28 protein-coding genes are annotated in these 24390 nt (G+C 51.3%); 13 read left to right on the top strand and 15 right to left on the bottom strand.

From position 1 onward, the window contains the following. Positions 1-126: 126 nt before the first annotated feature. Positions 127-1104 (bottom strand): hypothetical protein, encoded by a 978-nt coding sequence (locus VJ464_01335; protein HKQ03745.1) that lies wholly within the window; start codon positions 1102-1104, stop codon positions 127-129. Positions 1105-1374: 270 nt separating this feature from the next. Here VJ464_01335 and VJ464_01340 point away from each other — a divergent pair, with 270 nt between their 5' ends. Next, a complete protein-coding gene (locus VJ464_01340; protein ID HKQ03746.1) occupies positions 1375-1794 on the top strand; it encodes a helix-turn-helix transcriptional regulator in 420 nt (139 codons plus the stop codon). Here VJ464_01340 and VJ464_01345 read toward each other — a convergent pair whose 3' ends face one another. The 4 genes from VJ464_01345 to VJ464_01360 form a co-directional block, all read right to left on the bottom strand. Continuing rightward, the gene (locus VJ464_01345) at positions 1795-2796 is read right to left on the bottom strand and encodes a hypothetical protein (GenBank protein ID HKQ03747.1); all 1002 of its coding nucleotides are present in this window, start codon (positions 2794-2796) and stop codon (positions 1795-1797) included. It abuts the gene before it with no gap. 372 nt (positions 2797-3168) lie between these two features. Next, positions 3169-3360: a hypothetical protein gene (locus VJ464_01350; protein ID HKQ03748.1), complete on the bottom strand. Its 192-nt coding sequence runs from the start codon at positions 3358-3360 to the stop codon at positions 3169-3171. Between the two features lie 8 nt (positions 3361-3368). Next, the gene (locus tag VJ464_01355; GenBank protein ID HKQ03749.1) at positions 3369-4346 is read right to left on the bottom strand and encodes an IS1 family transposase; all 978 of its coding nucleotides are present in this window, start codon (positions 4344-4346) and stop codon (positions 3369-3371) included. A 756-nt stretch (positions 4347-5102) separates the two neighbouring features. Continuing rightward, on the bottom strand, positions 5103-5954 hold the full coding sequence (locus VJ464_01360) for a hypothetical protein (GenBank protein ID HKQ03750.1): 852 nt from the start codon (positions 5952-5954) through the stop codon (positions 5103-5105). A gap of 205 nt (positions 5955-6159) precedes the next feature. Between VJ464_01360 and VJ464_01365 the strand changes: the two genes are divergently transcribed. Further along, entirely contained in the window at positions 6160-6405 is a 246-nt protein-coding gene (locus VJ464_01365; GenBank protein ID HKQ03751.1) for a hypothetical protein, read from the top strand. A gap of 35 nt (positions 6406-6440) precedes the next feature. Here the strand turns inward: VJ464_01365 and VJ464_01370 are convergent, their stop codons facing one another. Continuing rightward, positions 6441-6989 (bottom strand): hypothetical protein, encoded by a 549-nt coding sequence (locus VJ464_01370; protein ID HKQ03752.1) that lies wholly within the window; start codon positions 6987-6989, stop codon positions 6441-6443. Between the two features lie 264 nt (positions 6990-7253). On the opposite strand from VJ464_01370, the gene VJ464_01375 reads away from it, so the two are divergent. Both VJ464_01375 and VJ464_01380 read left to right on the top strand, forming a co-directional pair. Then, a complete protein-coding gene (locus VJ464_01375; GenBank protein HKQ03753.1) occupies positions 7254-7457 on the top strand; it encodes a hypothetical protein in 204 nt (67 codons plus the stop codon). Beyond that, positions 7457-7711 (top strand): type II toxin-antitoxin system RelE/ParE family toxin, encoded by a 255-nt coding sequence (locus VJ464_01380; GenBank protein ID HKQ03754.1) that lies wholly within the window; start codon positions 7457-7459, stop codon positions 7709-7711. The genes VJ464_01375 and VJ464_01380 overlap by 1 nt, the downstream gene beginning before the upstream one ends. Before the next feature lie 61 nt (positions 7712-7772). Here the strand turns inward: VJ464_01380 and VJ464_01385 are convergent, their stop codons facing one another. Genes VJ464_01385 through VJ464_01395 form a run of 3 tightly spaced genes read right to left on the bottom strand, consistent with a single transcriptional unit; the run spans position 7773 to position 8933 of the window. Beyond that, complete coding sequence (locus VJ464_01385; protein ID HKQ03755.1) at positions 7773-8252, bottom strand: integrase core domain-containing protein; 480 nt, start codon at positions 8250-8252, stop codon at positions 7773-7775. A gap of 18 nt (positions 8253-8270) precedes the next feature. Then, on the bottom strand, positions 8271-8411 hold the full coding sequence (locus tag VJ464_01390; protein HKQ03756.1) for a hypothetical protein: 141 nt from the start codon (positions 8409-8411) through the stop codon (positions 8271-8273). Between the two features lie 6 nt (positions 8412-8417). Beyond that, entirely contained in the window at positions 8418-8933 is a 516-nt protein-coding gene (locus VJ464_01395) for a helix-turn-helix domain-containing protein (protein HKQ03757.1), read from the bottom strand. 234 nt (positions 8934-9167) lie between these two features. Here VJ464_01395 and VJ464_01400 point away from each other — a divergent pair, with 234 nt between their 5' ends. The 5 genes from VJ464_01400 to VJ464_01420 all read left to right on the top strand — a co-directional run bounded on the left by VJ464_01400 (position 9168) and on the right by VJ464_01420 (position 12585). After that, the gene (locus VJ464_01400) at positions 9168-9764 is read left to right on the top strand and encodes a hypothetical protein (protein ID HKQ03758.1); all 597 of its coding nucleotides are present in this window, start codon (positions 9168-9170) and stop codon (positions 9762-9764) included. Positions 9765-9958: 194 nt separating this feature from the next. Next, the gene (locus VJ464_01405) at positions 9959-10150 is read left to right on the top strand and encodes a hypothetical protein (GenBank protein ID HKQ03759.1); all 192 of its coding nucleotides are present in this window, start codon (positions 9959-9961) and stop codon (positions 10148-10150) included. Beyond that, entirely contained in the window at positions 10143-10403 is a 261-nt protein-coding gene (locus VJ464_01410) for a type II toxin-antitoxin system RelE/ParE family toxin (protein ID HKQ03760.1), read from the top strand. Before VJ464_01405 ends, VJ464_01410 begins: the two co-directional genes overlap by 8 nt. 187 nt (positions 10404-10590) lie before the next feature. Continuing rightward, positions 10591-11250 (top strand): hypothetical protein, encoded by a 660-nt coding sequence (locus tag VJ464_01415; protein HKQ03761.1) that lies wholly within the window; start codon positions 10591-10593, stop codon positions 11248-11250. An 837-nt stretch (positions 11251-12087) separates the two neighbouring features. Continuing rightward, positions 12088-12585 carry a hypothetical protein gene (locus VJ464_01420; GenBank protein ID HKQ03762.1) on the top strand — a complete coding sequence of 166 codons (498 nt, stop codon included), beginning with the start codon at positions 12088-12090 and terminating at the stop codon, positions 12583-12585. A 356-nt stretch (positions 12586-12941) separates the two neighbouring features. Here the strand turns inward: VJ464_01420 and VJ464_01425 are convergent, their stop codons facing one another. Continuing rightward, positions 12942-13700, bottom strand: coding sequence for a hypothetical protein (locus VJ464_01425; protein ID HKQ03763.1), 759 nt, complete (start codon positions 13698-13700; stop codon positions 12942-12944). Positions 13701-14442: 742 nt separating this feature from the next. Here VJ464_01425 and VJ464_01430 point away from each other — a divergent pair. Further along, positions 14443-15450, top strand: a complete 1008-nt coding sequence (locus tag VJ464_01430) for an alpha/beta hydrolase (GenBank protein ID HKQ03764.1) — start codon at positions 14443-14445, stop codon at positions 15448-15450. 59 nt (positions 15451-15509) lie between these two features. Continuing rightward, a complete protein-coding gene (locus tag VJ464_01435) occupies positions 15510-16604 on the top strand; it encodes a hypothetical protein (GenBank protein ID HKQ03765.1) in 1095 nt (364 codons plus the stop codon). Between the two features lie 554 nt (positions 16605-17158). On the opposite strand, the gene VJ464_01440 is transcribed toward VJ464_01435, so the two are convergent. The 3 genes from VJ464_01440 to VJ464_01450 all read right to left on the bottom strand — a co-directional run bounded on the left by VJ464_01440 (position 17159) and on the right by VJ464_01450 (position 19892). Further along, positions 17159-18499, bottom strand: coding sequence for a phospholipase D-like domain-containing protein (locus tag VJ464_01440; GenBank protein HKQ03766.1), 1341 nt, complete (start codon positions 18497-18499; stop codon positions 17159-17161). A gap of 88 nt (positions 18500-18587) precedes the next feature. Beyond that, positions 18588-18833 (bottom strand): hypothetical protein, encoded by a 246-nt coding sequence (locus VJ464_01445; protein ID HKQ03767.1) that lies wholly within the window; start codon positions 18831-18833, stop codon positions 18588-18590. Positions 18834-18863: 30 nt separating this feature from the next. Continuing rightward, positions 18864-19892 carry a hypothetical protein gene (locus tag VJ464_01450; protein ID HKQ03768.1) on the bottom strand — a complete coding sequence of 343 codons (1029 nt, stop codon included), beginning with the start codon at positions 19890-19892 and terminating at the stop codon, positions 18864-18866. Between the two features lie 401 nt (positions 19893-20293). Between VJ464_01450 and VJ464_01455 the strand changes: the two genes are divergently transcribed. Beyond that, the gene (locus VJ464_01455) at positions 20294-20626 is read left to right on the top strand and encodes a hypothetical protein (protein ID HKQ03769.1); all 333 of its coding nucleotides are present in this window, start codon (positions 20294-20296) and stop codon (positions 20624-20626) included. Between the two features lie 165 nt (positions 20627-20791). After that, positions 20792-21682, top strand: coding sequence for a carbon-nitrogen hydrolase family protein (locus VJ464_01460; protein HKQ03770.1), 891 nt, complete (start codon positions 20792-20794; stop codon positions 21680-21682). Positions 21683-21923: 241 nt separating this feature from the next. Here the strand turns inward: VJ464_01460 and VJ464_01465 are convergent, their stop codons facing one another. After that, positions 21924-22970, bottom strand: coding sequence for a toll/interleukin-1 receptor domain-containing protein (locus VJ464_01465; GenBank protein ID HKQ03771.1), 1047 nt, complete (start codon positions 22968-22970; stop codon positions 21924-21926). Positions 22971-23169: 199 nt separating this feature from the next. After that, positions 23170-23754 (bottom strand): DUF1579 domain-containing protein, encoded by a 585-nt coding sequence (locus VJ464_01470; GenBank protein ID HKQ03772.1) that lies wholly within the window; start codon positions 23752-23754, stop codon positions 23170-23172. Positions 23755-24390 lie beyond the last annotated feature (636 nt).

Below are 24390 nucleotides of genomic sequence, written 5' to 3' on the forward strand. Positions count from 1 at the left end.
CGCAAGCGACCGAGGCGATGACGCGGTGCGCGGCCTTGAATCGCATGACGCAGCTCGGCATGCCCGACAGCTATCGCGTGTGAGGCAAACGCAAGGTTGAGGCGCTAGCCTGCTCGTGATCCCGATTTATTCAACAAAGTCCTTTGGTCGTCCTTTTTTACCGCCAGGGTTTGCAGGTTTTGGCAGCGGTTTGGCCTGCCAATATGGTTGTATATCTGGGCATTCTGGCTTGTGCTGAATCCAATCTGCCCCGCGCTTGGTTATTCTGAGAATATCAATAGGCGGGCCAATGTGAACCAAGCCTTTGTCAATCTCTTTTTGAACGAATTTTCTAGTAGCATCTATCAGGTTCCCATTCCAAAAGGATGGATTTTCTCTCTGAAACTGTTCCAAATCTTCTTTAGGCGCGAAAACCAAAGCGATTCCGAAGGGGCAGTCCTTCCCAGGACAGTTATGCCTTTCAACGTCGACTTCAACGGCGTTTTCACGGAGGTTACTTATCAGAAATCTCCGATAGTAGAAAAAGAGTTCTTTCTGCCTCTGAATACCAAAAAACAGTATTCCAACGGCAGCCCCATCAACCCGCATTTCCTCAAACCTAGTTGGATTATTGTGTTTGATGTTTTGCAGGGTAGCTTCCAACTGCGATTTAACCGTCTGTTCAAAAGTTACAATCTTACTAAGTGTCGTACCCTTAGCATTCAAAGAGGTGTCGGCAGTAGAGAAAAAATCGTAACGAGTAGGTTTGTTCTCAACGAAGCCATGTACTACATAAAAAACGCTACCACTTTGTCTAATCTTACAAATAGGTTCGGGGTCGGGGCGATTGTTACCATCCACAGCCCTACTATCAGCAGCCACAACAATTTCACCCGGCCTAATTATTGCGGCAATCGCAGTGCCGTGAGCGGAATCCTGCGCCGTTGCTATACGAGCGGGCGCAGGCGCAATTACCAACCAAATAAGCCAACCTATCCTAAATGGGTACGACGCCATGGTGCGGAGTCGCCTTGGTGTTGGCCTGATTCGATAACCGGGCAACTTGTTTGCGGCATAGGAACGCTCGATATAGATGTTAGTAATAATGGCAGAAAATGGTTTCATCTTCTTGGGCCTCGATGCCTGCAAAGATTACCAAACCGGAAACCAGATAGAAAGCAGCTCAATCCACGATCTTCTCGATAATCTTGTGGGGATCAGCTTCTAACGCCTTCACAACATCAAGAAATTCTAGGTCGTGTCTGAAATCTGTGTTGCACGAAAGGGGTGGGTTTGTTACCTATCGTGATAGCTACATGAAGGCTTGCGCGGCTTACCCCTGTCTTTCAGGTAGGGCAAACTTGCATCCCCGAAAATAGATTGTAGAATGAGCGAATGGAGAAGCTCGGAGAATATCTTGACCGCCTGATGCGCCAGAAAAATCTCACGCCCAAAGAACTGTCGAAACGCTCCGGCCTCACCGATAGCTATATCGGCAGACTCCGCAAAGGAAGGTCTGACAACCTGACTGTCCAAACAGTGAAGAAACTGGCGATGGCACTCGACGTGAATGCTCACGAAATCTTTGCGGCGGCGACGGGTATTCCGGCAAGTGAATTCCCTCAGATCGACGGGCGCTTACTTTTAGATCAAATGCTCAAACTCATCCGTGAGGCGCACGGCTTTGACCTATTGCAGCAGTGGCTCGACTTCTCACCTGACGAGCGCAAGACCTTGCTTGATTACATGGAGTATATCAAACGACCGCCATCCAACGGCAAATCGGGAAAGAAAGGCAAGCCGCGCAAGAAGTGATTAGGCAGAAGGCTTGTCCGGTGGCCCGATGGGTTCTGACAGGAGGTTCATGACGAAAGTTAAAATAATCCGCATCTGGTCTTCATCCATGCGGTTGTCGCTGATGAGTCCGAGCAACTTGAAGCCCATATCTTGCAAGCTCATGTCTTCCAGAAATTGCTCAGTCTGTTTGTCTTTGGCTTTCTTGGCCATCTTCTTTTTCCATTTGCTCAGGTCTAAGACTCGCGCCGGTCTGGGTTGAAATGTGCGCGGCTCGCTCACTTCCCGCTCTGGCATGGTCACTATGTTATAGTGCGATGTACTGACGGCGATGGTTGAGCGATTTGCTTCTTTCAGTTCCTCCGCTGTCTCGCGCCACTCAGGATAAGCGGAGATAAACGGCGAAGCAAGGACAGCGCGCATAATGTTACGAGCTTCATAAACCCGGCCTACCGCGCCGAGTTCGGTTGCGTAGGAATTGAGCGTTTCAAAAAACGGTTTCGGCTCTGCATACCGGATTATAGGAATAAGACTTTCTATATCGTTCAGGGCCGACTGATGGAAGCCTTCAAAGCCCTTCACTTGAGCGACTCCTAATTTCATATGGATGTAATCAGGGATGGTGGGAGAGGTTTTCAGAGCTTCATTATAAAAGTATAAAGCCACTTCCAGATTACCTTGATAAACTTCAATTCCGGCTCTGGATGATAAAACTTGCGTCTTGTAAGTCTGTGTTTGCCCGGCAAGGTTTTCTAATGCCTCTGCTTTATATACCGCTTCTCGGCAGTCACACCATATAAGATAATACTGCCCGATAAGTTGATATTCTCGAAACGGAATGCTGCAAAGCAGTGTTGAAAACTCTCTAACCCGTTCAACCTGACGAAAAGCATGAGCGGTTTTGATTTGCCGAAGGATGCGGGCCGCAAGATGTTCATAGTTACTAATCCCGCTGAGTAGCTGTTGATACAATGCGGGCATGGAGGAAACTATGAAAAGGCTTTTGGCTGTTTCGGTGCTCATGCTCTGTCTGTCCTTTCCAGCTTTGGGCGGACACTCCGTAGTGGGCGGCGGTTACTGTGATCCTTGTAACAACATGGACTGCATCTGCGACGGAAGCGACAATCCGCGAACCGCAGCGACGGGGAATGACGTGCCTAAAGGTTTAGGCTCCGAAGTGCTACTAGCTGTCTTTGGGCTGCTGCTACTGCTCAGATACAGAGCCTAAGCGACAAGCAAAATCAAGGTAACTTGCGCCGCTTTCGTGGCGGCTTAATATCTGTCCGCGCCATTGTAACCAAAAACACAAGGATTGCAAATCGGAAGTTACATAAAAAGCAAAAGCGCCCGAAGGCGCTCATGCTCTTGGTGGCGATCTGGTGTGTGTTCGCTGATTCATTCGCATAGCTGCCTCTTGATTTGCTCTTTCACTGAGCCACTGACGCAGGCCACGCAAACCCGCTTTAGCCCATGCTCGGTTTCAAAGATGATGTGCGAGTCGTCTACGTCAAACACATCAATGCTGCGCCCTGGCTCTAACTCGCTGGCGACTTCATAAGCAATATCGGTCAGTTGATCTATGGTCATAAATCCCCTTAGAGAGCCATCAGAAGCTCTCGCACAGTCCAAACGTGGTCAGTCAGGCCAGCAGCCATCGCGGGCGTTTGCTTCTCGATTCCGCCATGCTTGCGGCAGTAGTTATAGAAAGCAAAGAACAGCGCCAGGGCCGCTTTCAGGTTTTCCCGCTTCTTGCTGAAAGCGTTAGTTAAGCGCGTGAATCTCCGCATCTGCATGCGTATCGTGAGATTCTGTCTCTCAACAATGCTTGTGCAGATTCTGCCGGGTGCAGGGTTTCCGTGAATGATCGAAGTTACTATGTCCACCACAACGGGTGGCGAGTAACGGGCTTCGCCGTCACGCGGGGCCGCATAGACTTTGGTGAGTTGTGCGAAGTCAATCCCTCTGCCTTCAAGGGCGCGCACGATAGCATCACGGTAGGGAGCAAAGCCGTCAGTGGTGATCTGGAAAGAATCATCAGACGTGGCGCGGGCCAGCTTCTTTGAAAACTCCCATGTATCTTCTGCGGTGCGTCTGCCAAGATGCCAAGCCAACACCAGCTTTGTATTGCGCTCAAAGCCAACGAATGTGTAAGCGTCGCCTAGCTTCTCGACTTCTTCCCATTCAATGTTATCCATGTATTTGACTTTCTCTTTGAGAGTCTTTTCTTTCATAGCGACGAAGCACCAAAGCTCATCGCATTCAACATCATCAACCGGAACGTTCTTGATGCGGCTATCAAGGAACGCTTCGCACTTGCGGCCAACAAGAACCAGAAGGTCTAACAGCGTGTGGAGGCTAATGCCGGTGAGCCGTTCGACAGAGCGAAGGGAAGTCCCTTCCATCAGAAGCGATATGCAGACACCAGCCTTTTCAATCGGCAGGTACATTGAATCGAGCGGCTTGTCTTGCGGCTCGATAAAGGACTTGGAGCAGGACGGGCAATAGAATCGCTGATTGCCTTTGCGATCTTTGCCATGCTTGCGAGCTTCAATCTGGCAGTTATGACAGACCATCGTGAGCCTTGCCTTTCTTTGGCGATTGGCTCACAATGTCTTTTGGCGGAGACTGACGTGAGCAATCGCGTTAGTTTTCAAAAAGGCTCTAATGGTTCCAGCCGTTAGAGCCTTTAACTTTTAGATTTCAAAACGACTTACAACGCAAGCATATTATCTGAAATCGAATAAAATATCAAGAAAAATCTATTACTTGACATAATATATTTTGCGGCCATATACTGTCTGCATGGCCAAGATAAAAATCACCGTATGGGGCTGGAAATGCGAGCGATGCGGCAACGAATGGATTCCACGCGATGCTGAACAAGAGCCGCGCTTTTGTCCTAGCTGCAAATCCCCTTACTGGAATAAACCCAGAAAGAACAAGTCACGCACGAATGCGGCGCACAGGGCAAGAAGTGACCCGCATCGCTCGTAACCGCTACCTATGGCGGGACTTCGATAATGATCGTCACGTTGTTAATTTGAATCGTGATAATCGTTATGCGATTATCACGGCGAATGGTGCAACTCGACAACCCATGCGAGGCGGCATGAAAGTTGTGCTTGACAGGTGAAAGTTTTAGCCTTATCGTAGACACGTACACCTCATAGCCCATTGTAGTGAACGGGCGAGTTTTGAATTAGCAAACTTCAGTTTTGGGTTTAGCGCCGGATGATCTGACCATCATTTCGGCGCTTTCGCTTTATATCATCGCCTTCAGCCTATAACAGCTTGCATTCGCTGTAAATACCCTGCCCCAACATCTGAAGTTATTGAAGTTTCTGAGGTTTCTGATACTTCTGAAGTTTCTGAAGCTTTTGGGAGTCGCCTCTGATTTGCTTGCATCGCTCATAATAGTCTGACTCGATTTGCTGCCATTTAGGGTCTTCCTTAGGGATGTAGTTATAGAGATTCTGTGGGGTCATAATGAACGGCGCGGGTAAGGCCGAACAAAACGCAGTCTTTGTGAATTTAGCGATGCGACGCTTATCTATTTGTTGTTTGGCCATCGTTCTAATCGCATGATCAATAGTTTCATCGCCAAAGGCTACAACGCGACTAGATGGAATATCTTCTGTTTTGATTTGCTGAAGCATCCGTTTTCCGTTCTTAAGCAATGAGTCTCTTATGCTCTTGGGTGTATTTATGGGACAACTCAAGACGATTTCCTGAGTCCGTTGAAAAGGATGCCAAACAGATTCGACGTAAGGTACTTGCGGATATGTCGGGCTTAAGGTTGTTTCCAAGCTCGGAACCCAAACCTTTTCGGCTTGGTAAAAAACCCTCTGTCGCCAGAGTAGCAGAGGGTAGGATTCTGAGAATATTCCCGCATATTGCAAGGCATGGCAAGGACTACAATTCTTCGCGGTTTCGGCAGTGACCTGGCTACCAATCATCTCAACTGTATATCGCCCAAATTCTGTATGGAAAAATTTTCCATTCAAAACAATCGAGTACCAGCATTCTATTGGAAAATCTTCTTGCCAACCCAACCCGGCAAGAAATGCCTTTACGCTTGGCGATCCTGCTAACTTGAAAATGTGTCCTTTAATTTCAGGATCATCAGGCGGGCCAATGACTATATCAATGCGGGATTCAGGCGGACGAGTCCGATAAGCCATGCCTTTCCTCTGCACAGGCACTCTGATTGACTTGACTCGCCAGCCGCGCTCAGAGAATGCGCGGTTGTCCATCGGTTCATGAGGCCGATGTAAGGCGAGTCAACAGGATGGTTGGATTATAGCAGAGGTGAATGAGCTAAGGCAGCAGGGTAGTGCCGCTGGGAACAGATTGAATTTAGCGGAGTCCCCGCGTATAAATCGAGTTATGAATGATGATGTGATCAACAACTTAGAGTATGGTCCTATAGACGTTTTTGGCTCTGAAAGTCGCCTTAGAGCAGAATGTATTAAAGACTACGGCATTTTCAAAGCAGGTACGATCTACGACGGGGCGATTTTTCGGGGAACGGCAGGTATATACGCCTATCGCGTGTTTACCGAGCCTACATTGTCCGAACAGTTTGGGCCGGACAAATTTAAGGCATTATTTAAGGAACACAGGCCAGCATGAACATATTGAAACAACTTGCCTAATCCTGTATTGCTCTATCCGTAAGGCTTCTCGAATGGTCTTGAGTGATAACCTCTAAATCGGGCTGGTTTAATGCAGTACAAGTCAATCTCTGAATACGCATCTTGTTCGTAAAAACCAGCAACCCATATTTGCTGGAAGACTGAGTTTGATACTATGTCATCAACTAGGTCGTCTAAGCACGGCGCAACTTCGTCTAAAGGGCACTCATAAACCTGTAAGACAAGCATATTTCGCTTAAATCTCCACGAGCCATTTCTTACTTTTTCGCTTTTATGATAGGCGGCCTCATCAATTCCCCAACATAGGTCATACCCTGTTACGGGTTCCAACTCAAAGGCTTCTCGAAATCCTTCTAAGGTCCGTTCTGTATGCGTTGAAGCATAGACCTTAGTTAGCTCAATGCCTATACGTCGCCCGCCCGCATCAACACATATAAAATCGGGGCATTCTCCAGGGTCAGCGATGGTTAGCTTGTAACCCGTTACGCGCTGGTAGGCTATAATGAAAACCGATAGGTCTTCATTTTCCATCATCTTTTTTGCGAAATCACTATCAGACATTATGTGTGGATATTATCTTACACCTAAATGGTGAGCAATTCTGATCACGGGGACTTTTTGGTTGACCCCGCTACTTTTTGGTTGGGTTTTTTGGGCAAAACCGTCTGAGGCGGGGTAAAAAGGCAGACTTTGTAGGATTACATACTGGAAGCAACACACTTTTGCATCACTACCCGCTGATGCGAGACGTTAGACGCCCGCAGGCGTCGTGAATCAGATTGTTGCTCAAAAGGGCTGATGGTATAAACAATCCTGGAGGTAACCATGAGCGTTGATCTCAAAGGGCGATACGTTATAGACGAAACGGGCAACCGAGTCGCTGTACTTATTGATATTGAAGAGTACCAGAGAATCCTAGAAGCCCTTGAAGAACTAGAATCTATAAATGCTTATGATGACGCTAAAGCTGCAAATGATGAAATCATTCCTTTCGACGACGCAATCAATGAAATAGAGAGCCGGAACTAATGAGTTACAGCGTAGGGATTCTCCGGCGTGCTCAAAAAGAGCTGGCTCAACTATCGAAACAAGAATACGAGCGGATTAAAGAAGCAATAAAGAGCCTTACCCAAGACCCCAGGCCAGCAGGGTGCAAGAAATTGAGTGGGCGAGAAGGGTGGCGTATAAGGGTCGGTAACTATCGAGTGATCTATGAGATAAACGACCCGCAACAGAGCTTAACGATACTGCACATTGGGCACCGGCGAGACGTTTACAAGTAAGGCTGTATGGCCACCGTGAGTAGCCGGGGACATAGGTAACAAAAAAGTCTGGGCACATGGGTTACAAGTCCTTCTTATGTCGCCACAGTTGCCCAGAAGCGTCTTCGATGCGCATCTGTTCTTCGACCAGGCGACCGAGCTTGACCGGCCCAAAGTAGACCTGCCAGATGCCGTTGTCAATCTCCTCTAGCCCGACGTACTCCCCGGCGCAGCAGAGACTGACATTCACCCAGTCGCTGTTCCAGCGAATGCCACCGTTGTAGCTGACATAACGCGTCTCGTAGTGCGAAGGATATTCGAGCTTCGGCAGCTTCTCCGGGTATGGCCGCACGCTCGGCTGATAGACTGAAGCCGGCGTCTCCAGGTCGAGTGCTTCGTGGGGGCGGAGCCGATTATATTCTTCTTGAAAGCTATTGAACTTGTGTTGCTGAGCACGCCGATTGGCTGCCGGCGGGCGAGTCGTTTCAGCCTTCAGCGTGCGGTGCATGCGCTCGTGGCGGCCGTTCTGCTGCGGCTTGCCGGGCTCGATCAACTCCGGCACGATGCCCAAGCGGATCCACTAGGCCGAAAGCGACGACAGCCTTGCCAGTGAGACGGTGGCGAACGGCACGCCATTGTCGGTGCGGATGCGCTCGGGCAGGCCGAACTCGCGAAAAACTCTTATAAAAACAGGTTTGGCGTCGGCGCAGGCGGTGGTCAACAGCCCCTAGCAAGCGAGCAAGTAGCGCGAGAAGCCATCGCTGATGGTCAGCGGGTAGCAGTAGAGGCCGTCGCGAGTTTTGAACTGGCCCTTGAAGTCGGCGCACCAGACTTGGTCAGGAGCGTTGATAAGCGTCGAAGGCTTGCCGGGGTGGCCGAGGTGACGGCGCTGGCGAGGCTTCTTGATGAGGCCGTGGCGGGCAAGCAGGTCGCAGAGGGTGGAGCGGGCCGGGCAGTCGCGCTCGGGTTGGCTTTTGCTGAGGAGCTTGAGGAGTTTCTTAGCGCCCCAGGTGGGGTGGCGGCGGCGGGATTCGAGCCGGGCTTCGACCAACTCGGTTTCGGTCTGGTGGGGGCAAGACTTCGGCTTACGCGAGCGGTCTTGCAAGCCAGCGGGGCCGGCGTCATGATAGCGGCTGATCCACTTATAGGCAGTTTTTCTGCTGATGCCGTAGTGGAGGCAGAGTTCGGTGATGGAATGAGACTGCCGGAGGAAATCGGCGATGAACTGAGTTTTCTGGCTCATAGGTGATGAGTGACTCCAAGGCATGGGAGGCTCCTTTCGAGAAGCCAGTATGCCGGAAAAGTGTCACCCATGTACCTGGACTAATCTGTTACCTATGTACCTGGACTATACCGCAGTGCTGCCTAACAAGGCGTTGCAGCGGAGGCCGCGCAGCAAGCTTCTTATCGGTGCTTCAATGCCGTTCGCGGCCCCGCTGATGCGAGACGTTAGACGCCCTCGCGAAAGGAGCTATCTATGAGATTCAGACAAGCGGGCATCGTGTTGGCCCTGACCTTCTGTGGCTTGATTATTAGTGCTAAAAGCGACGGGTATCAGCAGGGCATTCATAGTGCCACTCCACAAGCCGTGACATTATACCCTCCGAAAGATAAAGCCACCGGTCAGTATGATGAGACGAGAGCTTGCTACAGCTTTAAGCTGGGAAGCAACAAGCCACCTCACTCGACCGACTGGGATTTAGGCTATGGCTTTGCAAGTATCAGTAATGAAGATTGGCTCATGGTCGGCACAACCACGCCTGACCAGCGCAGTGTGATGAAGGAACTGGGCGAGTATCGCTGGGGAGAGTATTTCAACATACCAGCGCTTGAGCCACTGCCGATGCTGAAGGAAGGAGAACGCCGAGAGATTACTGTAGATTCATCTGCCGATACCCACGAGCAGTGGGCAAAAACGACCAGCCATTTTGTGAAGGCGAAAGCCGGATATATGTATTTAGTGCATGTGAAAGATAACAACGTGGACTTCTACGTCTTATTCAGAGTGGAAGAGATCGAGCAAGGGGATCACTGTAGGATAAGCTGGCAACATATCCCAGCGCCGGAGAAATAGAGTTCTGAATATGGCCAGGGGCGTCTAACAAGGACATGCACCGGAGCCGCCGAAGCGCAGTTCACGTGGTTATTCGTCGTGCCGTTCGGCGGCCCGGTGATGTGCGGCCTTAGACCGCTGACTGTATCGTGTCAACTCGGAACAAATCGACGGATAATGTATAATCTGGCGGAAAGAATTTTACGAGGGTGATTATGGAAGGCATTCAATACGTGACGAATGACAAAGGCGAAAAGGTTGCTGTACAGATTGACCTCCGCAAGTATGGCGATCTCTGGGAAGATGTTTACGATAACCTGGTCGCGCGGAAGCGCGCGAAAGAGCCAAGGGAAACTCTTGATTCAGTTAAGGCACGCCTGATTAAGCAAAGCAAACTGAATGGCTGATTATACAATCACCTTTGCGCGTTCGGCCCGGAAGGAATTGGAATGCTTGAATGCGAGCCTAATCCAAAGAATCTTTCCGAAGATAGAGTCGCTGGCGAAAGAGCCACGGCCAAAAGGGTGCCGAAAGCTGCGAGGCGAGACGAAGCTATGGCGAATCCGGATTGGCGAGTATCGAGTAGTGTATGCGATTTATGACGACAAGAAAGAAGTCGATATAATAGGGGTTCGTCATCGGAGCGTAGCCTACGAATAAGATGATGTCCAACGGACGCGGTCTAACAAGGCGTTGCAGCGGAGGCCGCGCCGCGCAGTTCTCATGCATACTTTGATTGCCGTTCGCGGCCCCGCTGAACGCGGGGGTTAGGCCGCTTGCTGAAAGAAACAGTGTTTCCTCGGGCAATTTCACTTACCAGGGTAAACCTTTTTCAGGAGGTGGCAACATGCTAACGAGACCTTTGATTCTCCGCAACATCGCTTTGCTGCTGCTTATTCCTCTGATGACGGTGCCCGCTGGAACGAGTAGTGCGCAGCAACGGGAGGCCAACGGCGGAGATGCTTCCCCGCCGTCAAATGATGTGGTCATCGACTCAATCGGCAACCTGCCGACGAGCACGCGCTTCGAGCATCCGGCTAGCTCGGGTGGGCTCCTATGTGAGAACTATAGCCAGGGCCCTGAATTCACCCTGAGCAAACCCACAACGATCACCGAAATCGGCGCCTATGTCGAAAGCTGCTGGCTGGATCCAAGTCAATACCCCGACCGCTGTCAGCCGTTTCCGCCGGTGTATGTCAGCATTCACCCGCAATTGTATGGCAAACCGGATGTTGCCTCCGTGATCGCCTCATACGAACTATCGAATGACAACGACCGAACGCTGACGTCCTATGAGTCGGTCAAGGTTAAGTTGAGGCTAAAGCCAGGCACTTACTACGCCATTTTCAGCACCCCATCGAGGTATGGGGTTATCATGGCTGCGGCGAGTTATCCTCACCAGTACCACTGTGGTTCAGTGCCTATGGCATGGGTACGGAAGAACCCGGATTCAGTAGTAACGTCCAGGCAATATCTCGCGGTGCGCATTCTCAAGAAAGCTGCATAGGCGAAGGCAACGGCGTCTAACGCTCGACATGCACCGGAGTCGCCGCCGCACTGCTCTTATGATTACTCGCAACGCCGTTCGGCGGCCCGGTCATGTCGAGCGTTAGACGCCTTAATGTCTTGTGATAGGATGTAATTATGGATAAGCAGAACTCAATGCCCTCCCCGGTGCTTTCAGCGATCATGTGTGACGGCCTGGGATGGTTTTCGCAGAATGACTATAAACGAGCGCTACTTATATATGATGAGATTCATTATCTTCTTCCTCAGAAGTCTGTAAGGTTTCGAGATGTTTCTGGATTTGTTGGTAATTAGTGGTGCTACCGTCGGCGTCTAACAATGGCATGCAGCGGAGCGCGCGAAGCGAGTTTCTTAACGTGGTACGAGTGCCGTTCGCGCGCCCGGTGAATGCGAGCGTTATGCGGCTTTGCCGCATAGCAGGGAACTCTAACGCATACGCTTTGGCAAACTCATCAAGGAACATCTGCACCATCGCCGTGTCCAGGCGCGGCAAACTCAGCCAGAAATTCTCGCCGCTTTGAGGATGCGCCGCCGCATGACGATCATCCGCTTCCGCGTCCCGAATTCCGCATTCTGGAAGATTAATTCCATTAGTGTCTAATATTGGACAGAAATCTGGCCCTACATTCGAGTACTATCCCTAGGCCGAGCATTATCTTGAAAAAGGTATGTTCGCGTACGGATGCAGCGAAGCCCTGATCGGAGAAGCCCGGGGGTATGCCAGCGGGCTGTCAGCAAGCGCAAGGAGGTCAACTTCGAAGCGCGGATCGGGGTGTGAGCTGTCACTCACAATCATACTTCAATAAAGGAGAAAACCATGAGCCAAGCCGCAGGACCCAATGCCAACCCGGCAATCGAAGAACAGGCCCGCGAGGTTTTTCGCCAGAAGCAACAGGCTTTTCACGATGCGCTGAAAACGCGCAATAGCTCCTACGCCGAAACGGCGGCGCATAACCTGGAGTCATTCACCAAGTACTCCGTGGCCGTCACATGTAGACTTCTCACCATTGCTGAGCCCGCCATCTGGGGTTCAACAAGCGAACTGATACAATACCCGGACGGGACCAAGCTGTCGTTCTACGGCACAGGGTGGGGGATTGGGCTTGGAGGCGGCGCGGGAGGAGGCGGAGGAGGGGCCACAAACCAGCCGAGTAACCTTCTGGGCGAAACCCGATTCGAAGTCGAATTCACCGCAATACAAGCCATAGCCGTCTTCTACAAATCGGACGGCGTAGTGTGCACCCTAATTTGCCCCGGTGGGTTCCCGGGGGCGGGATACTTGAAGGGCACCGGAACTTGGAAATACGGGTGGTGAGCGCAACAGTACTCATCCGCTCAGCCCAGGCCGTAGAGAATGTTTAAAGTTGGCGGGGCCTCAGGCATGCCCCGCCACTATACCCCTCCCATAGATTAGTAGGTCTGCCATGCGGCTGTTGTTCATTTGCCTTGTGTGGTCTCGCGACCCGTTTCCCTTGCCATTCCCGGTCGGGCTCAAGCCGCTCGTTTAAAGTTATTCCGGGTGTCAGGATATTGTGCCAGCGAGGCGCTCCGAGACGCCTAACGCTTGACATCAACGGGCCGCCGCGCGGCATTGAAGGAAGGATGAGAGCTGCGCTTCGGCGGCTCCGGTGCATGTCGAGCGTTAGGCGGCGGCGCTATAAGTAGGGGTTTCTAGGCTAGAATCTGCTCGAAGATTACCATTGCAGCACCTCTCACTTGTTCAGATTGCCGATCTAATACTCGAAATCTTTCACGCCAGGCTCTATCATCGCCGTGTCGTTCACGCCAGAAAAGCTTCAAGACTCTTTCAGTTCTCTCCACCTGTTGCATAGCACCTTCCAAACGACTCCTGCCCTGGTCTTCATCCTGTATTTTACCGAGTTCTACCTTCCTTATTCCGCGAACCGGATTCTGACCAGACATAGCATGTAATAATAAGACGATGGTCTGCTCATAAGCGTACCACCTTTTACTTAGCACATATTTTAAGTATGAATCGCTAATGGCAAAGAACTCCGTTCGAGGCTTATCGGTTATCAGTCTTATTCCCTGCGCTTCTGCAGGAAACCAATTGTAAAGTAATCCATAGGTCCCGTATGTATCAATGAGTTGCTTCGCACTGTTTAAGGGGACCTTTATTTCCCCCAGACTTAAATCAACCTCACGCCCTTGATAAACAAACATAGGAATCTCTTCAAACTTAGCAAGCACCTTTTTCCCTTCTACGTTGTCATAGTCAAAGTCCCCAGGGATAAGCCAATAAACCGCGGCAAGAGCATCGTTATCATCAGATGCTCTACCCAGACCGGTTAACCACATCTGACAAGTATCTACACACCAGGCCTCAATGATCTTAGAGTGTGGCTTAATCTCGGTTGCCAGAAAGTTATCAAATCTTGCCCTGGCTTCTTTAGCCTCGATCTGATTCATTTTTGGAGGGGTAATCCTATCTACGGTCTGTCTGTTTAGCACAGTTATTGGAGTGCAGTAATTCCCATTTTGGTTATGGCACAGGTCACTCAGTCTAGAGTATAAAGCCTTCAAATGGCCCGTATTCTGGGGATGCGAAAAAGGGTAAACAACTATTGGATGGATTCTTTTCTTTGTTTCTTTTAGGACACGCGAAGTCTCAACTGATAACGGTTGAGATACTATAGAATCTGTGTAATTCAGCTCATTTTCAGACATATTGGCACTCCCAATCAGAAGATTCGGCCCATTGAATGCCGCAATAATATGACGATGTAGGGGCCTAGTCAATGCTTACACATTTTATCGCCTCATCGCTCAAGATAGCCGCCTAACGCCCGCGTTCAGCGGGGCCGTTGACGGCATTGCAAGCACTCAAGAGAATTACGCTTCGCGGCCTCCGCTGCAACGCCTTGTTAGACGGCTTATAGTTTGCCCTCCAGCTCTCTGATCCGTTTTCTTTGCATATCAGGTTCCCGTTGATCTTCTGTCTCCGATAACCTGTCGTGGCCGCCGAATGGCCTCACAAGCAACGATAAGAGGTGCGTTTCGGCGGCTACGGTGCAACGGCTTGCTCGGCGCGCACTGCCCTATCAAGGTTTTTCTCTACATCCCCTCGTATGCCTCTTTCGCATGACACGGCTCGATCTATAGAGTAGTATCGCTTGCCTACGAATAAAACAAAGTTGGAGGAGAAGGGGGCATGAGGCAAGTGTCGAATCTCTGGACGAAGCGGGCTTTCGCGGGGTCTACCATTTCTCGTTTGGCGGTCGTTGCGCTTGCGTTCGTCGCTGCGCTTGCGGCGCCGGCCCAGGCACAAGACGACCGGATGACGCCCATCCCTACGCCTTCGCAGCCCAATGCGATTGAAATTGGGACCGGTCCGCTGCCTGACGCGAAGAACCCGGAGTCCTGGCATAGCCAGTACGGCAGCCGGTTTGCGCGCAATGTAACGGTTGTGACGCTGACACCCTTTCTGCCGGATCCCGCCAAGGCAAGCGGCGCCGCCGTCGTCGTCGCGCCCGGCGGCGGTTTCCGCACCTTGTCCATGGAAAATGAAGGCTGGAACGTCGCCCGCGCATTGGCGGAAAGGGGCGTCGCCGCGTTCGTCCTCAAGTATCGCTTGAACCAGACCCCGGCGGACATGCCGGGGTTCGAGCGGTCCATGCGGGAAATGTTTTCGGCAACACCGCGGCCGCCGCGCCCCGACCCTGAGAAGGCGATGGCCGGCCTCGCTCCGCAGATCGCCGACGCCCGCGCGGCGTTTGCACTGATCCGGAAGCGTTCTGCCGAGTGGCACGTCGACCCCCATCGGATCGGCATGGTTGGCTTTTCCGCCGGCGCGATGCTGACAATGGCGACCACGCTTGCGGGCGGGGACGCGAAGCCAGCCTTCATCGGCATCATCTACGGTCCTCTCGCGCCGGTCACCGTGCCGGCCGACGCTCCGCCATTGTTCATCGCCCTTGCTGCCGACGATCCTTTCTTCGCGAACGGGGGCTATGGGCTCATTGATAGCTGGAAGGTAGCGAAGCGCCCCGTCGAGTTCCATCTTTATGAACAGGGTGGCCATGGCTTCGGGATGTATCCCAAGGAAACGACGAGCACCGGTTGGTTCGAAGCCTTTGTGCGCTGGATCAGCATGCACGGTATGCTGAAGCCGGCAGCGTCAGGAAGCGGCGGTGCCGCGAACCAGGCTGCTAGGCGATAGTGCTGCTCGCCTGTTTAGCCATCTAACGCCCGCGTTCAGCAGCTCATATCAAACAAGCAATGGACATAAAGCCGAAAACAACTTCTTACTTGCCTTCTTCTCGACCCTCGCGTATCGAGCAACTGCAAGAAATCACCGATGTCCTATTGTTATCAGACAATCCTAAGGAACTTAATGACACTGTCCTAAAGCTTTATTCTTTACTCTCGGCGATTTCAGGTATAAATGACAATCCGATTGATGCTTCCGATTCTCTTAATTCGGTCTTACCGGTGGGGGAAGCCCTCTCTCCTAGAAATGCTGCGCGGTGTGTCATCGATGCTGCCCGGACGTCGAAGTTCCTGCGGGGGATATACGCTGCATTACTGGAGGCGCAACAGCGTTTCCCTAATGGCGCAATTGAAATCCTTTACGCCGGCTGTGGGCCCTTTGCCCCTTTAGCTATTCCGTTGACCACACAGTTCAAAGCCGACCAGATTCAGTTTACATTGCTCGACATACACGCTCGATCACTAGAGTCTGCGCGGCATATTGCTCTGGCCTTCGGGGTGGAGGACTATGTGCGGGGCTATATCCAGAGCGACGCCGCGTCATATGCTCATCCTCACCCGCCCCACATGGTCATCACTGAAACCATGCAGAAGGCGCTAAGTAAAGAGCCCCAGCTGGCGATCACCCTCAACCTGGCTCCCCAGCTATGCGCCAGTGGTATCTTCATTCCACAGCGCGTCACCATAGATGCCAACCTCTGCGATCCTCGCAACGAGTTCGTGCCAGGGGATCGTGACAGCGATAAGCCGCTTCCAGTGACGCAGCACGCCGGTGGGGCGAGGATTAAGCTCGGCAAAGTATTCGACCTGACCGCCGAAGAGGCATTGGAACTTGCAAGGAAAAGAGGCAGGAGAACGTGCTCTGCAGAGGCGTATCTACCGGCAGCAGCGATTGATCTTCCCCAGGAAATAGCTGAAGGGCACAAACTAATGTTGTCGACAATCATAACCGTTTTCGGAATGGTAACGATAGGTGAGTATGAATCAGGGCTAACACATCCTCTATGGTTTTATGACTTCAGCGGAGCTAAAGCTAGGACCAAAATAGAATTCCAGTACTTTTTCAAAGGCAACCCGGGATTCAAATGGCATATGTCCGAATGAAGCCATCTAACAATGCCTTGCACCGGAGCCGCCGAAGCACCTCTCTCATCTTTCTACCAATGCCGCTTGGCGGCCCGCTGAACCGGGGCGTTAGGCGCAACAGCGTATAATCATATTGACCAGTTAATCGCCGAAAGATGTCCAAGGAGGTTACGAAATCGTATAAACCAACTTGGCGATGGGCCAAAACTATTGAGAACGGTCTGATGTGGGGGCTGGTACTCGGTGCCTTGTTGCTTTTGGCGTATGCCCTATGCCGCCCTGAAAAAGGAGAAAACGCGGAACGCGGGCGGCGCAAAAATACCTGCAACCCGATAAGCTGGTGATTCTGGTCGTTGGCAACGTTGACGACATCACGAAAGGCAATGCTGATAAATCGCAGTTGAGCTGCCCCACTTCCCCCAAGACGGCAAGGTCATTCGCATGCCGTTGGCCGACCCGTTGACGATGAAGTGCCCGCAGAGTTAGCGGATAAACTTGAGGCGCGGTGAATTTCACCGCGCCTCAAGTTTTTAAGCTGGCAATTGTCTTGCCTGATTTCGGACAGATCTAGTTTAGACTTCCATATAATCAGCCGGGCTTACTTCTATGAAGTTTCCTTTTGCAACCTTAGTTGGAGAAATCGTCTCCGGTGCACCTACCTGCGGCAGCGTTTTCTTTGCCGTACTCCAATCGGCCTCGAAAATTCCGGCGTAGTATCTGGCGATCTCAGGGAATTCAAACATAAGCCCGGCCTCTCGATTTTGCAGCACTGCTGTATCTGACCAGTTTTGTGAGCTTACAAGCAAAGACTGATTATCAACCACAATAAGCTTATTGTGGCAATGCACAAACCTGTCCGTATCAATGTAGCGGACATTCGTTCCTAATTTAAGACCGAACTTTTTGTTCAGGTTATCAAGATTGGCTTTTTCTTTCTTGATGTCAGCTTTGCTGAATATTTTCCCGAGAATGATTCGCACATCCATATTTGGGTGGGCGTCCATCGCTTCTCGTATGGCTAAAAGCAACTGGCCGACGGCTTTCTGATTGCTGCGAATGTATTGTTGCTCAATGAAGATTGATTTAGTAGCGGATTTCAAAAAGCCAGGCACTACGCTCATGTAATTATCCGGCGAAAGAACGGGCAGCACTTTGATTTTGTTTGTCGGATTGAAGCTTTTGCTCTTAAAAAGCTTGACGGGAATTTTCGCGGGCGCGGCTTCGACAAGCAGGGGGAAATCTTTTGTGCTAGCTTCCAGCAAAGCTTCAGTTCCTTCGGCATCAAGCTCCAACTTCATATCACCGCGCAAAACCTTGGTGAAAAAATCTGCCAACGGTTTTGATTTTATTGCGACACCCATATCCCGGTTTCCGGTTCTGAAATTGGCCGGGTCGCCGCCGTCTTTTTCATTAAAGGGAATGCTATTCTCCGAATAGTTTCCGCTTTGAACCATCACCCACGTATCATCAATGACGATGACTTTTTCGTGTGAATTACTGAAGTAGTGAATAAACTTGCTGGAGCAGGAGGGGGCCGCTACCGTTTCAGCTCCGAAAGTACTCAGGTCTTTCATCAACTGCTGCTCCGCTGTGCTGTTTATATCAAGCATGAGAGAAACCTTCACGCCTCTAATCATGGCGTTGCGCAGGAGGGCTTTCATGTAGCTGGCAGAAAAATCATAGATGCCAATCAAAATTGACTTTTTCGCGCTGTCCATAAGCCGTTTAGTTACGGCATAGGTTGAGTCGGGCGAGGCATAAGCGATGAATTCGCTCGTTGTGGGAAATGATTTGATGTTTTTGAGTAGGATATCGCTTGTGTCTTCAAGCGAGCAACCGAAGGCTTCAAGCGCGCCGGCTTTCTCGGTACTTACAGATTCGACTGTTGCAGGGTATTTAACAAACTGGGGCATGATGATTCTCCTTTCGGTAACAGGTTAACAGGTGACAGAGAGGGGTTGATGTCCCTTCCCAAAGCTCTCCTTGCAGGGTCTCGTGAAGCTATTCAAGAGTTGCCATAGGGATTACTTTGCCTTTCAAGGGAACCTTTTTTTTCTTTCCATGAATCTCGATTTCGAGATCATCCGGCAGTTCATCAGGCAACTCTTCATAAAAGGCAACTACACCAAAAGTATCTTTGCTCTGACTGCTCTTGACTTTATCAACCAAGATTGCGTGCGCGCCGGATTTTCTCAGAAAATCCGAATGCGCTTCTCGGGCTTTGTTTGCTTCTTTCTCTGTAGCCACAGCGAACACCTTTCAAAACTCTCATGCCAACTAGATTGACGTCGTTACCAATTTTACTTTCAAGGCATCCAACACCGCATCAATCGGGTTAAAGACGCTACCTTTTACACCATCTTGGTCTGGATACCCTGCAAAATGCAAGCCGACGGCTTTGCCCGAGGCGTTATCAATGACGATAGAGCCGGAATCGCCGTTGTTCGTGTAGCGCGAACAGAAAACTTGATCCAGAAAGCCAACCTCACCAACGCCCGGATAATTCAACGTCATTCTAAAATTCACATCCTTGATCGTACCAGTTGACTTGCCGGTTGTTCTCCCTACTTTCGTTACCTTCATTCCTCGCTTCGGCTTGATAACGCCTTTAGGAATTCCCAGACCTTTGATCTCTGCCACCACTTCAGCAAGGCGCGCAGGCAGAGGAATCGCTACGGCGCAGTCTACCCTATTGACAAAATCTCCGCCGGTTTTGAATTTCACGAAATCAGCAAGTTCTCCGACTAAATCATCAGGTAAACGGCCTTCATCAGCGTCGCCCGGATAGAGAATCTTATCGCCCTTTCTTGCTTTGCCACTGTTAGCAAGCACATGGCAATTGCTCAATAGCATTAATTGATCTCCTTGTTTAACAATCGCGCCAAGCGTTCCGGCTGTGACTTTCACGTGGCCGATGCTAAAACCGGGCTGAATCGGAGTGCGTTTCACCAATGGCGAAGCCAAGTCTTGAACTTCAAGTTGTGGGCGGCCGATCACAATCACGTCTGTAGGTATGGCCTGTGGTCCGCTGATTACTTCGGGCAGAGCCGGCGGGATAACTTCATCGCCTTTCAGTTTATTCTTGGCGATTTTACGTTCAACATAAAAGGTTATGGCGAGATTCCCGGTTGGTCGTCCTGCCGAGACTTTTTCGCTAATGCCGACAGCAACAATGTTTTTTGAATCAATGACACGACGAATCTCTTTTACATGGCCTGGCCCTCCGGCCCTCAAGCTTTCGACTTCACCTTTTGGGGCTACAGTTAAAAGATCCAGAGCGCGAACAAGTGTTTTTTCAGATACCATGGGTTACATCCTCCGTTTCTGTATGTCAGTTGCGTAATTGAAAACTGTGAATCCACTTAGTTATGAGAAAAATGGTAAAAACATTTCGGACTGTATATGAAACTAATTAAAAACTCTAACGGGTAGATGAGCCAAAAGAAGGGGCCATCATTCGCGGGTGTAAAATCTATAACTTATTAGCGCCGCCATCTAACAACGGCATGCACCGGAGCGTGCGAAGCGAGCTTCTTAAGGTTCCGCCAGCGCCGCTCGCGCGCCCGGTGAACGCGGGCGTTAGGCATCTTGCTAGAAAAGTACCCCCTGCTATAATGTTGGCTCTCATTGCGCTACCTGAGGCCTCCAAGATGCGGCCTACTAAGGTGTAAAGTATTCGGCACAATAAGCCCAGGAAAGGAGCCGCCATGTCTTTGGTTCAGAATAAATCAAAGGGGACCTATCTCTTCCTCTCCACAAAAAACGACCCCGCCAGCACGCCTATCAAGCTAAAGAGTGAGATCGGTAGAAATGCTGCGGTCGGGCCGACGCACTACCGCTTGGTAGATGACAGCCGTTTTAAGAAGCACAAGCGCGTCTACGTCGTCGTGGTCTTAAAGCATCACCCCGGAGGCCAACCTCTGCAATGGGTATCGCAAGAGATCGGCCCTGGGGAGTTGTGGGTATTTGATGGACGAACGATCTCCAAAAAAGAAGCGCGGCGGACAAAGCAGGACCCCAGCGCCATTCATGGTTGGTGACACAGAGATTTGGATGCAAAGATAACATTGCAATCCAAACGATGCCTAACAAAGACATGCACCGGAGCCGCCGGGCGTAATTCTCATGCGTTGAATGAGTGCCGTCCGGCGGCTCGGTAATGTCGAGCGTTAGGCGGCTACACGTAACACTGCAAAGGGAGATCTGTGAAGCCAATCAATATTGCATTGCTACAAATGATAGGCTGCGGTATTGACAGGAACGCGAGCCTTGCAAAAGGGGACATCTTTTGTCGCCGCGCTAAGGATATGGGGGCTGATGTTGCCCTATTCCCTGAAATGTGGAGCGTCGGTATGACCTTCTTCGACCCAAAGCAAGAGGGCGCACGCCAGCACTGGGAAGCACAGGCCATTAGCCAGGAGGACTCGTTCGTCACTCACTTTCGAAGAGTTGCCAAAGAATTAAATATGGCGGTGGCGATTACCTACCTTGAAAAGTGGGCCGGCAGGCCGCGCAATTCCGTATCGCTCATTGATCGGCATGGCGAAATCGTATTGACATACGCGAAAGTCCACACCTGCGAGTTCGATATTGAGTCTGCCCTCACACCCGGCGACAGCTTCCCGGTTTGCGCTTTGGATACTGAACAGGGTGATGTGCGAGTAGGATTTATGATCTGCTTTGACCGAGAGTTTCCTGAGTCAGCGCGTATTCTAATGCTCAAGGGGGCGGAACTGGTTCTTACTCCTAACGCCTGCTGCCTAGACGAGCATCGCCTCAGCCAATTCAAGACACGCGCATTTGAGAACATGGTTGGGGTGGCGATGGCTAATTATGCCAGCCCGCAAAACAACGGGCACAGCATAGCTTTTGACGCGATGGCTTACCCGGTGGAAGATGGTGAGGCAAGGGATACGCTTGTTGTTGAAGCCGGAGAGAGCGAAGGTATATACATGGCAGCGTTCGATATTGGCAGCATCCGCCGCTACCGTGAGCGAGAGAGTTGGGGCAACGCTTACCGGAGGCCGCGTCTCTACGGGATACTGAAAGACGAAGAAGTAGAGCCGCCTTTTATTCGGTCGAATGCGACGAGATAACACGATCAGCAACGAAGCGTTAGTGTTATGTCTGATGACCGGCAAAGCCGCATAACAAGGCGTTGCAGCGGAGGCCACGAAGCGCCGTTCTTATGGTTGCTAGAGTTGTTTGGCTCTTAGGGGTGTCCGCCAGTGGCAGTTGCGTGACCAGGACGCGAGCGGTTTGGCTGGCCAGTTCGGCGACCTCAAGGCGTGGGTTGTGCAGGAAGCGGGTTGAGCGCCTGCTGGCGGCATGCGCTTGTTAGCCGGCGCTGCTAGAGGTACTTATCTCTGCCTCTATAGCAGCAGCGGCTTTGGACCGAGATTGTTCGTTGGTTATTCCCTGTGATTTCAGAATGTTTGTGAACTCCCGGTCAAATTCTTTGATCCGTGCCCATACGGTCGGGGCATGCCAAGTGACCAGGGTCTGACGGTATCCTGCCCCATCTACTGGCATAATGGACTCTGCGTAGAACCAATCGCCCACGATCAGGAGATTGCCCGGTTCTGTTCGAGGGCGAACGGCGACTCGCACATCAGGATATCTTTCCTCATCTAGCAGAAACTTCCTTAGTTGCTCCAGTCGAATACGCCGAGCCTCTGATCCATAAGCTTTTAGCTCAACGGTGGGGTCAATAACTATATCGCATCCATACCGGGCAACGACTTCACCAAGAACCAGGCGCTCCTGGCATAGCTGTTCGTACAAGAATCGGCTTCGCTGAACGCGGCCATCGCGTTCACGCCATATGCTATGAGCCGGCGGTAGCTCGGGCAGAGCAAAGGAACTCATAGCACCTCGCTGCCTTATTCTACCTCCCCCACGACGCTGCACATCCCTAGCATATTGCACGATCATCTGGGTGCGCCGTTCTGGATGATCGATAGACTCATAATTGGGATGAGCGGTCTTAGCGCCATCTTCGATACGTGCGTCAACAAGACCTTCAGTGAGTACAGACCGAAGTTGGCCCACGTCTTCGCCGATTCTGATTGCTTGGAGCTGTTGGATCAATGCGACAGGGGCAATGTTTCCGATTACGATTGGAAGAATTGGCACGCCAACTCCCATCGCATATCCGGTTTCCTGGTGGACCCAAGGTTTAGGCAAAGATTTACGTGTAAGCAGCGGAATGAAAAGATGGCATCGGGAAATCTGAGTTTTGATCTCTTCAGTAAACGGCTGACCGGGCACTAAAGCATGGTCCCACATTACAAAAAGGCCCGTCTGCTGAAGAACCGAAACTATCTGCTCTGCCAGTTCGCGTTCTGCACTTGAATAACTAAGAAATACACGAAAAGGATACATGGCGTGCCTCCCGCAGGCTCAATGAGCCTGTCTACCGTATAACGCGATCCGACAACTACACGGTTTAATAGTCAGTGCGCCATTGAGCCGTCTAACGCCCGCGTTCAGCGGGGCCGCGAATGGCATTGATGGGGCGATAAGAACCTTGCTTCGAGGCCCCCGCTGCAACGCCTTGTTAGGCTTCGACGGAAGGGTATCTTCACTTAGGGCTGACCGCTCCAGCAGCGGGCCAGTTCGTATCGCTCACTCGCTTCAGATTCATCTCGAAGAATCGGACGGGCTCTTTGCCGGGCATGATACGGTCGCCCACCTCCCGCCATCCACCTTCCTTGATTACCGCTGTGTAGCGGATTGTCATTGATCCGGCAGGAATTTCCCATATGTAGCCATCGGTCGTTGGTGTGAGCACAAAATCACCGACGTAGCCTTGCGCATACGAGTGTAAAGTGTAAACACGTGTCGTGGGATTATATGAAATAGTACCGAACGCATTGAAGGTGACCTTGTTCTCCTGCTCATAGCCCCGCCCCTCGATGACCTTGACTGACCCATCCAGGAAAGGTCCTATCCGCTCGGTTTGGGTGATGGTGTGCTTCTCGCCCGACGGCAGGATGGTCCAAGCTGGCCCTCTCCACACTCCATCCATAACTGAGAGCCGGGCCATTGCTTCTCGCTGGGCCGCGATGAGTGTGGCAGGGTCCTGGCGCCCCTGTTGTCCTGAAGCCGTTAATGTTAACCCTCCTATGATCAGGAGTGCCGACGTTACAAGTAGATGTCTTATCATTATCTCTTCCTCTTTAGATTGCGGTTGTCACATAGTGCCAACTCTTGACCAGGCTTGGCAAGCCATAATGTTAATCCAAGCCTCGCCGTGTTACTCGATCAAAATAATTATGATGGCTTCAAATCGCCGGATGGCTGGATCATTCTCCTCTCTACGGCCCGCGCCCGGTAACGTGGGCCGTTGGGTTGCGCGAAAGAGGACGTTATAGAGACAATTCTGCTTCGAGCGAGGTAGGAGGCGCAGCGCCTTCGGCAGCGTCACCAGGAAATGCGGCACCGGCAAAAGCAGCCGCGGCTGCGAACTGATTTTGTAAAAAGTAGTGCAGGGGTAATGGATATGAAGATAAACCGACGCGACCTACTCTTCGCAAGTGGGTTATCCTTGCTTGCGGGCACGCGCGCTTTTGGGCAGGGCGCCGCGCCTCCTCGCGCACAGTCCCAGACTCCCAATAGTCCGCAAGCGCGCCTTCTCGAAGCTCTGCAAGGAAATAGGCTTCCCCTTACAATGAGCGCCCCTCCCGCAGGACGCGGATGGGATTGGCTCGTCCAGGAAGCGCGGGATGCCCGCTTCACTCTAATCGGCGAAGAGCATGGAGTCGCGGAGACCGCGCAGTTCTCAGCGGCCCTCTTCAATGCG

The organism is Blastocatellia bacterium, assembly GCA_035275065.1.
Taxonomy (GTDB): domain Bacteria; phylum Acidobacteriota; class Blastocatellia; order UBA7656; family UBA7656; genus DATENM01.

Coding starts and splice junctions, on each gene's coding strand:
- VJ464_01345 (HKQ03747.1), bottom strand. CDS start 2,796: ATGAGCACCGAAACAGCCAAAAGCCTTTTCATAGTTTCCTCCATGCCC.
- VJ464_01470 (HKQ03772.1), bottom strand. CDS start 23,754: ATGATAAGACATCTACTTGTAACGTCGGCACTCCTGATCATAGGAGGG.
- VJ464_01450 (HKQ03768.1), bottom strand. CDS start 19,892: ATGGTATCTGAAAAAACACTTGTTCGCGCTCTGGATCTTTTAACTGTA.
- VJ464_01365 (HKQ03751.1), top strand. CDS start 6,160: ATGAATGATGATGTGATCAACAACTTAGAGTATGGTCCTATAGACGTT.
- VJ464_01370 (HKQ03752.1), bottom strand. CDS start 6,989: ATGTCTGATAGTGATTTCGCAAAAAAGATGATGGAAAATGAAGACCTA.
- VJ464_01395 (HKQ03757.1), bottom strand. CDS start 8,933: ATGAGCCAGAAAACTCAGTTCATCGCCGATTTCCTCCGGCAGTCTCAT.
- VJ464_01425 (HKQ03763.1), bottom strand. CDS start 13,700: ATGAATCAGATCGAGGCTAAAGAAGCCAGGGCAAGATTTGATAACTTT.
- VJ464_01430 (HKQ03764.1), top strand. CDS start 14,443: ATGAGGCAAGTGTCGAATCTCTGGACGAAGCGGGCTTTCGCGGGGTCT.
- VJ464_01335 (HKQ03745.1), bottom strand. CDS start 1,104: ATGAAACCATTTTCTGCCATTATTACTAACATCTATATCGAGCGTTCC.
- VJ464_01405 (HKQ03759.1), top strand. CDS start 9,959: ATGGAAGGCATTCAATACGTGACGAATGACAAAGGCGAAAAGGTTGCT.
- VJ464_01360 (HKQ03750.1), bottom strand. CDS start 5,954: ATGGCTTATCGGACTCGTCCGCCTGAATCCCGCATTGATATAGTCATT.
- VJ464_01410 (HKQ03760.1), top strand. CDS start 10,143: ATGGCTGATTATACAATCACCTTTGCGCGTTCGGCCCGGAAGGAATTG.
- VJ464_01375 (HKQ03753.1), top strand. CDS start 7,254: ATGAGCGTTGATCTCAAAGGGCGATACGTTATAGACGAAACGGGCAAC.
- VJ464_01400 (HKQ03758.1), top strand. CDS start 9,168: ATGAGATTCAGACAAGCGGGCATCGTGTTGGCCCTGACCTTCTGTGGC.
- VJ464_01350 (HKQ03748.1), bottom strand. CDS start 3,360: ATGACCATAGATCAACTGACCGATATTGCTTATGAAGTCGCCAGCGAG.
- VJ464_01340 (HKQ03746.1), top strand. CDS start 1,375: ATGGAGAAGCTCGGAGAATATCTTGACCGCCTGATGCGCCAGAAAAAT.
- VJ464_01465 (HKQ03771.1), bottom strand. CDS start 22,970: ATGTATCCTTTTCGTGTATTTCTTAGTTATTCAAGTGCAGAACGCGAA.
- VJ464_01380 (HKQ03754.1), top strand. CDS start 7,457: ATGAGTTACAGCGTAGGGATTCTCCGGCGTGCTCAAAAAGAGCTGGCT.
- VJ464_01435 (HKQ03765.1), top strand. CDS start 15,510: ATGGACATAAAGCCGAAAACAACTTCTTACTTGCCTTCTTCTCGACCC.
- VJ464_01455 (HKQ03769.1), top strand. CDS start 20,294: ATGTCTTTGGTTCAGAATAAATCAAAGGGGACCTATCTCTTCCTCTCC.
- VJ464_01420 (HKQ03762.1), top strand. CDS start 12,088: ATGAGCCAAGCCGCAGGACCCAATGCCAACCCGGCAATCGAAGAACAG.
- VJ464_01440 (HKQ03766.1), bottom strand. CDS start 18,499: ATGCCCCAGTTTGTTAAATACCCTGCAACAGTCGAATCTGTAAGTACC.
- VJ464_01415 (HKQ03761.1), top strand. CDS start 10,591: ATGCTAACGAGACCTTTGATTCTCCGCAACATCGCTTTGCTGCTGCTT.
- VJ464_01355 (HKQ03749.1), bottom strand. CDS start 4,346: ATGGTCTGTCATAACTGCCAGATTGAAGCTCGCAAGCATGGCAAAGAT.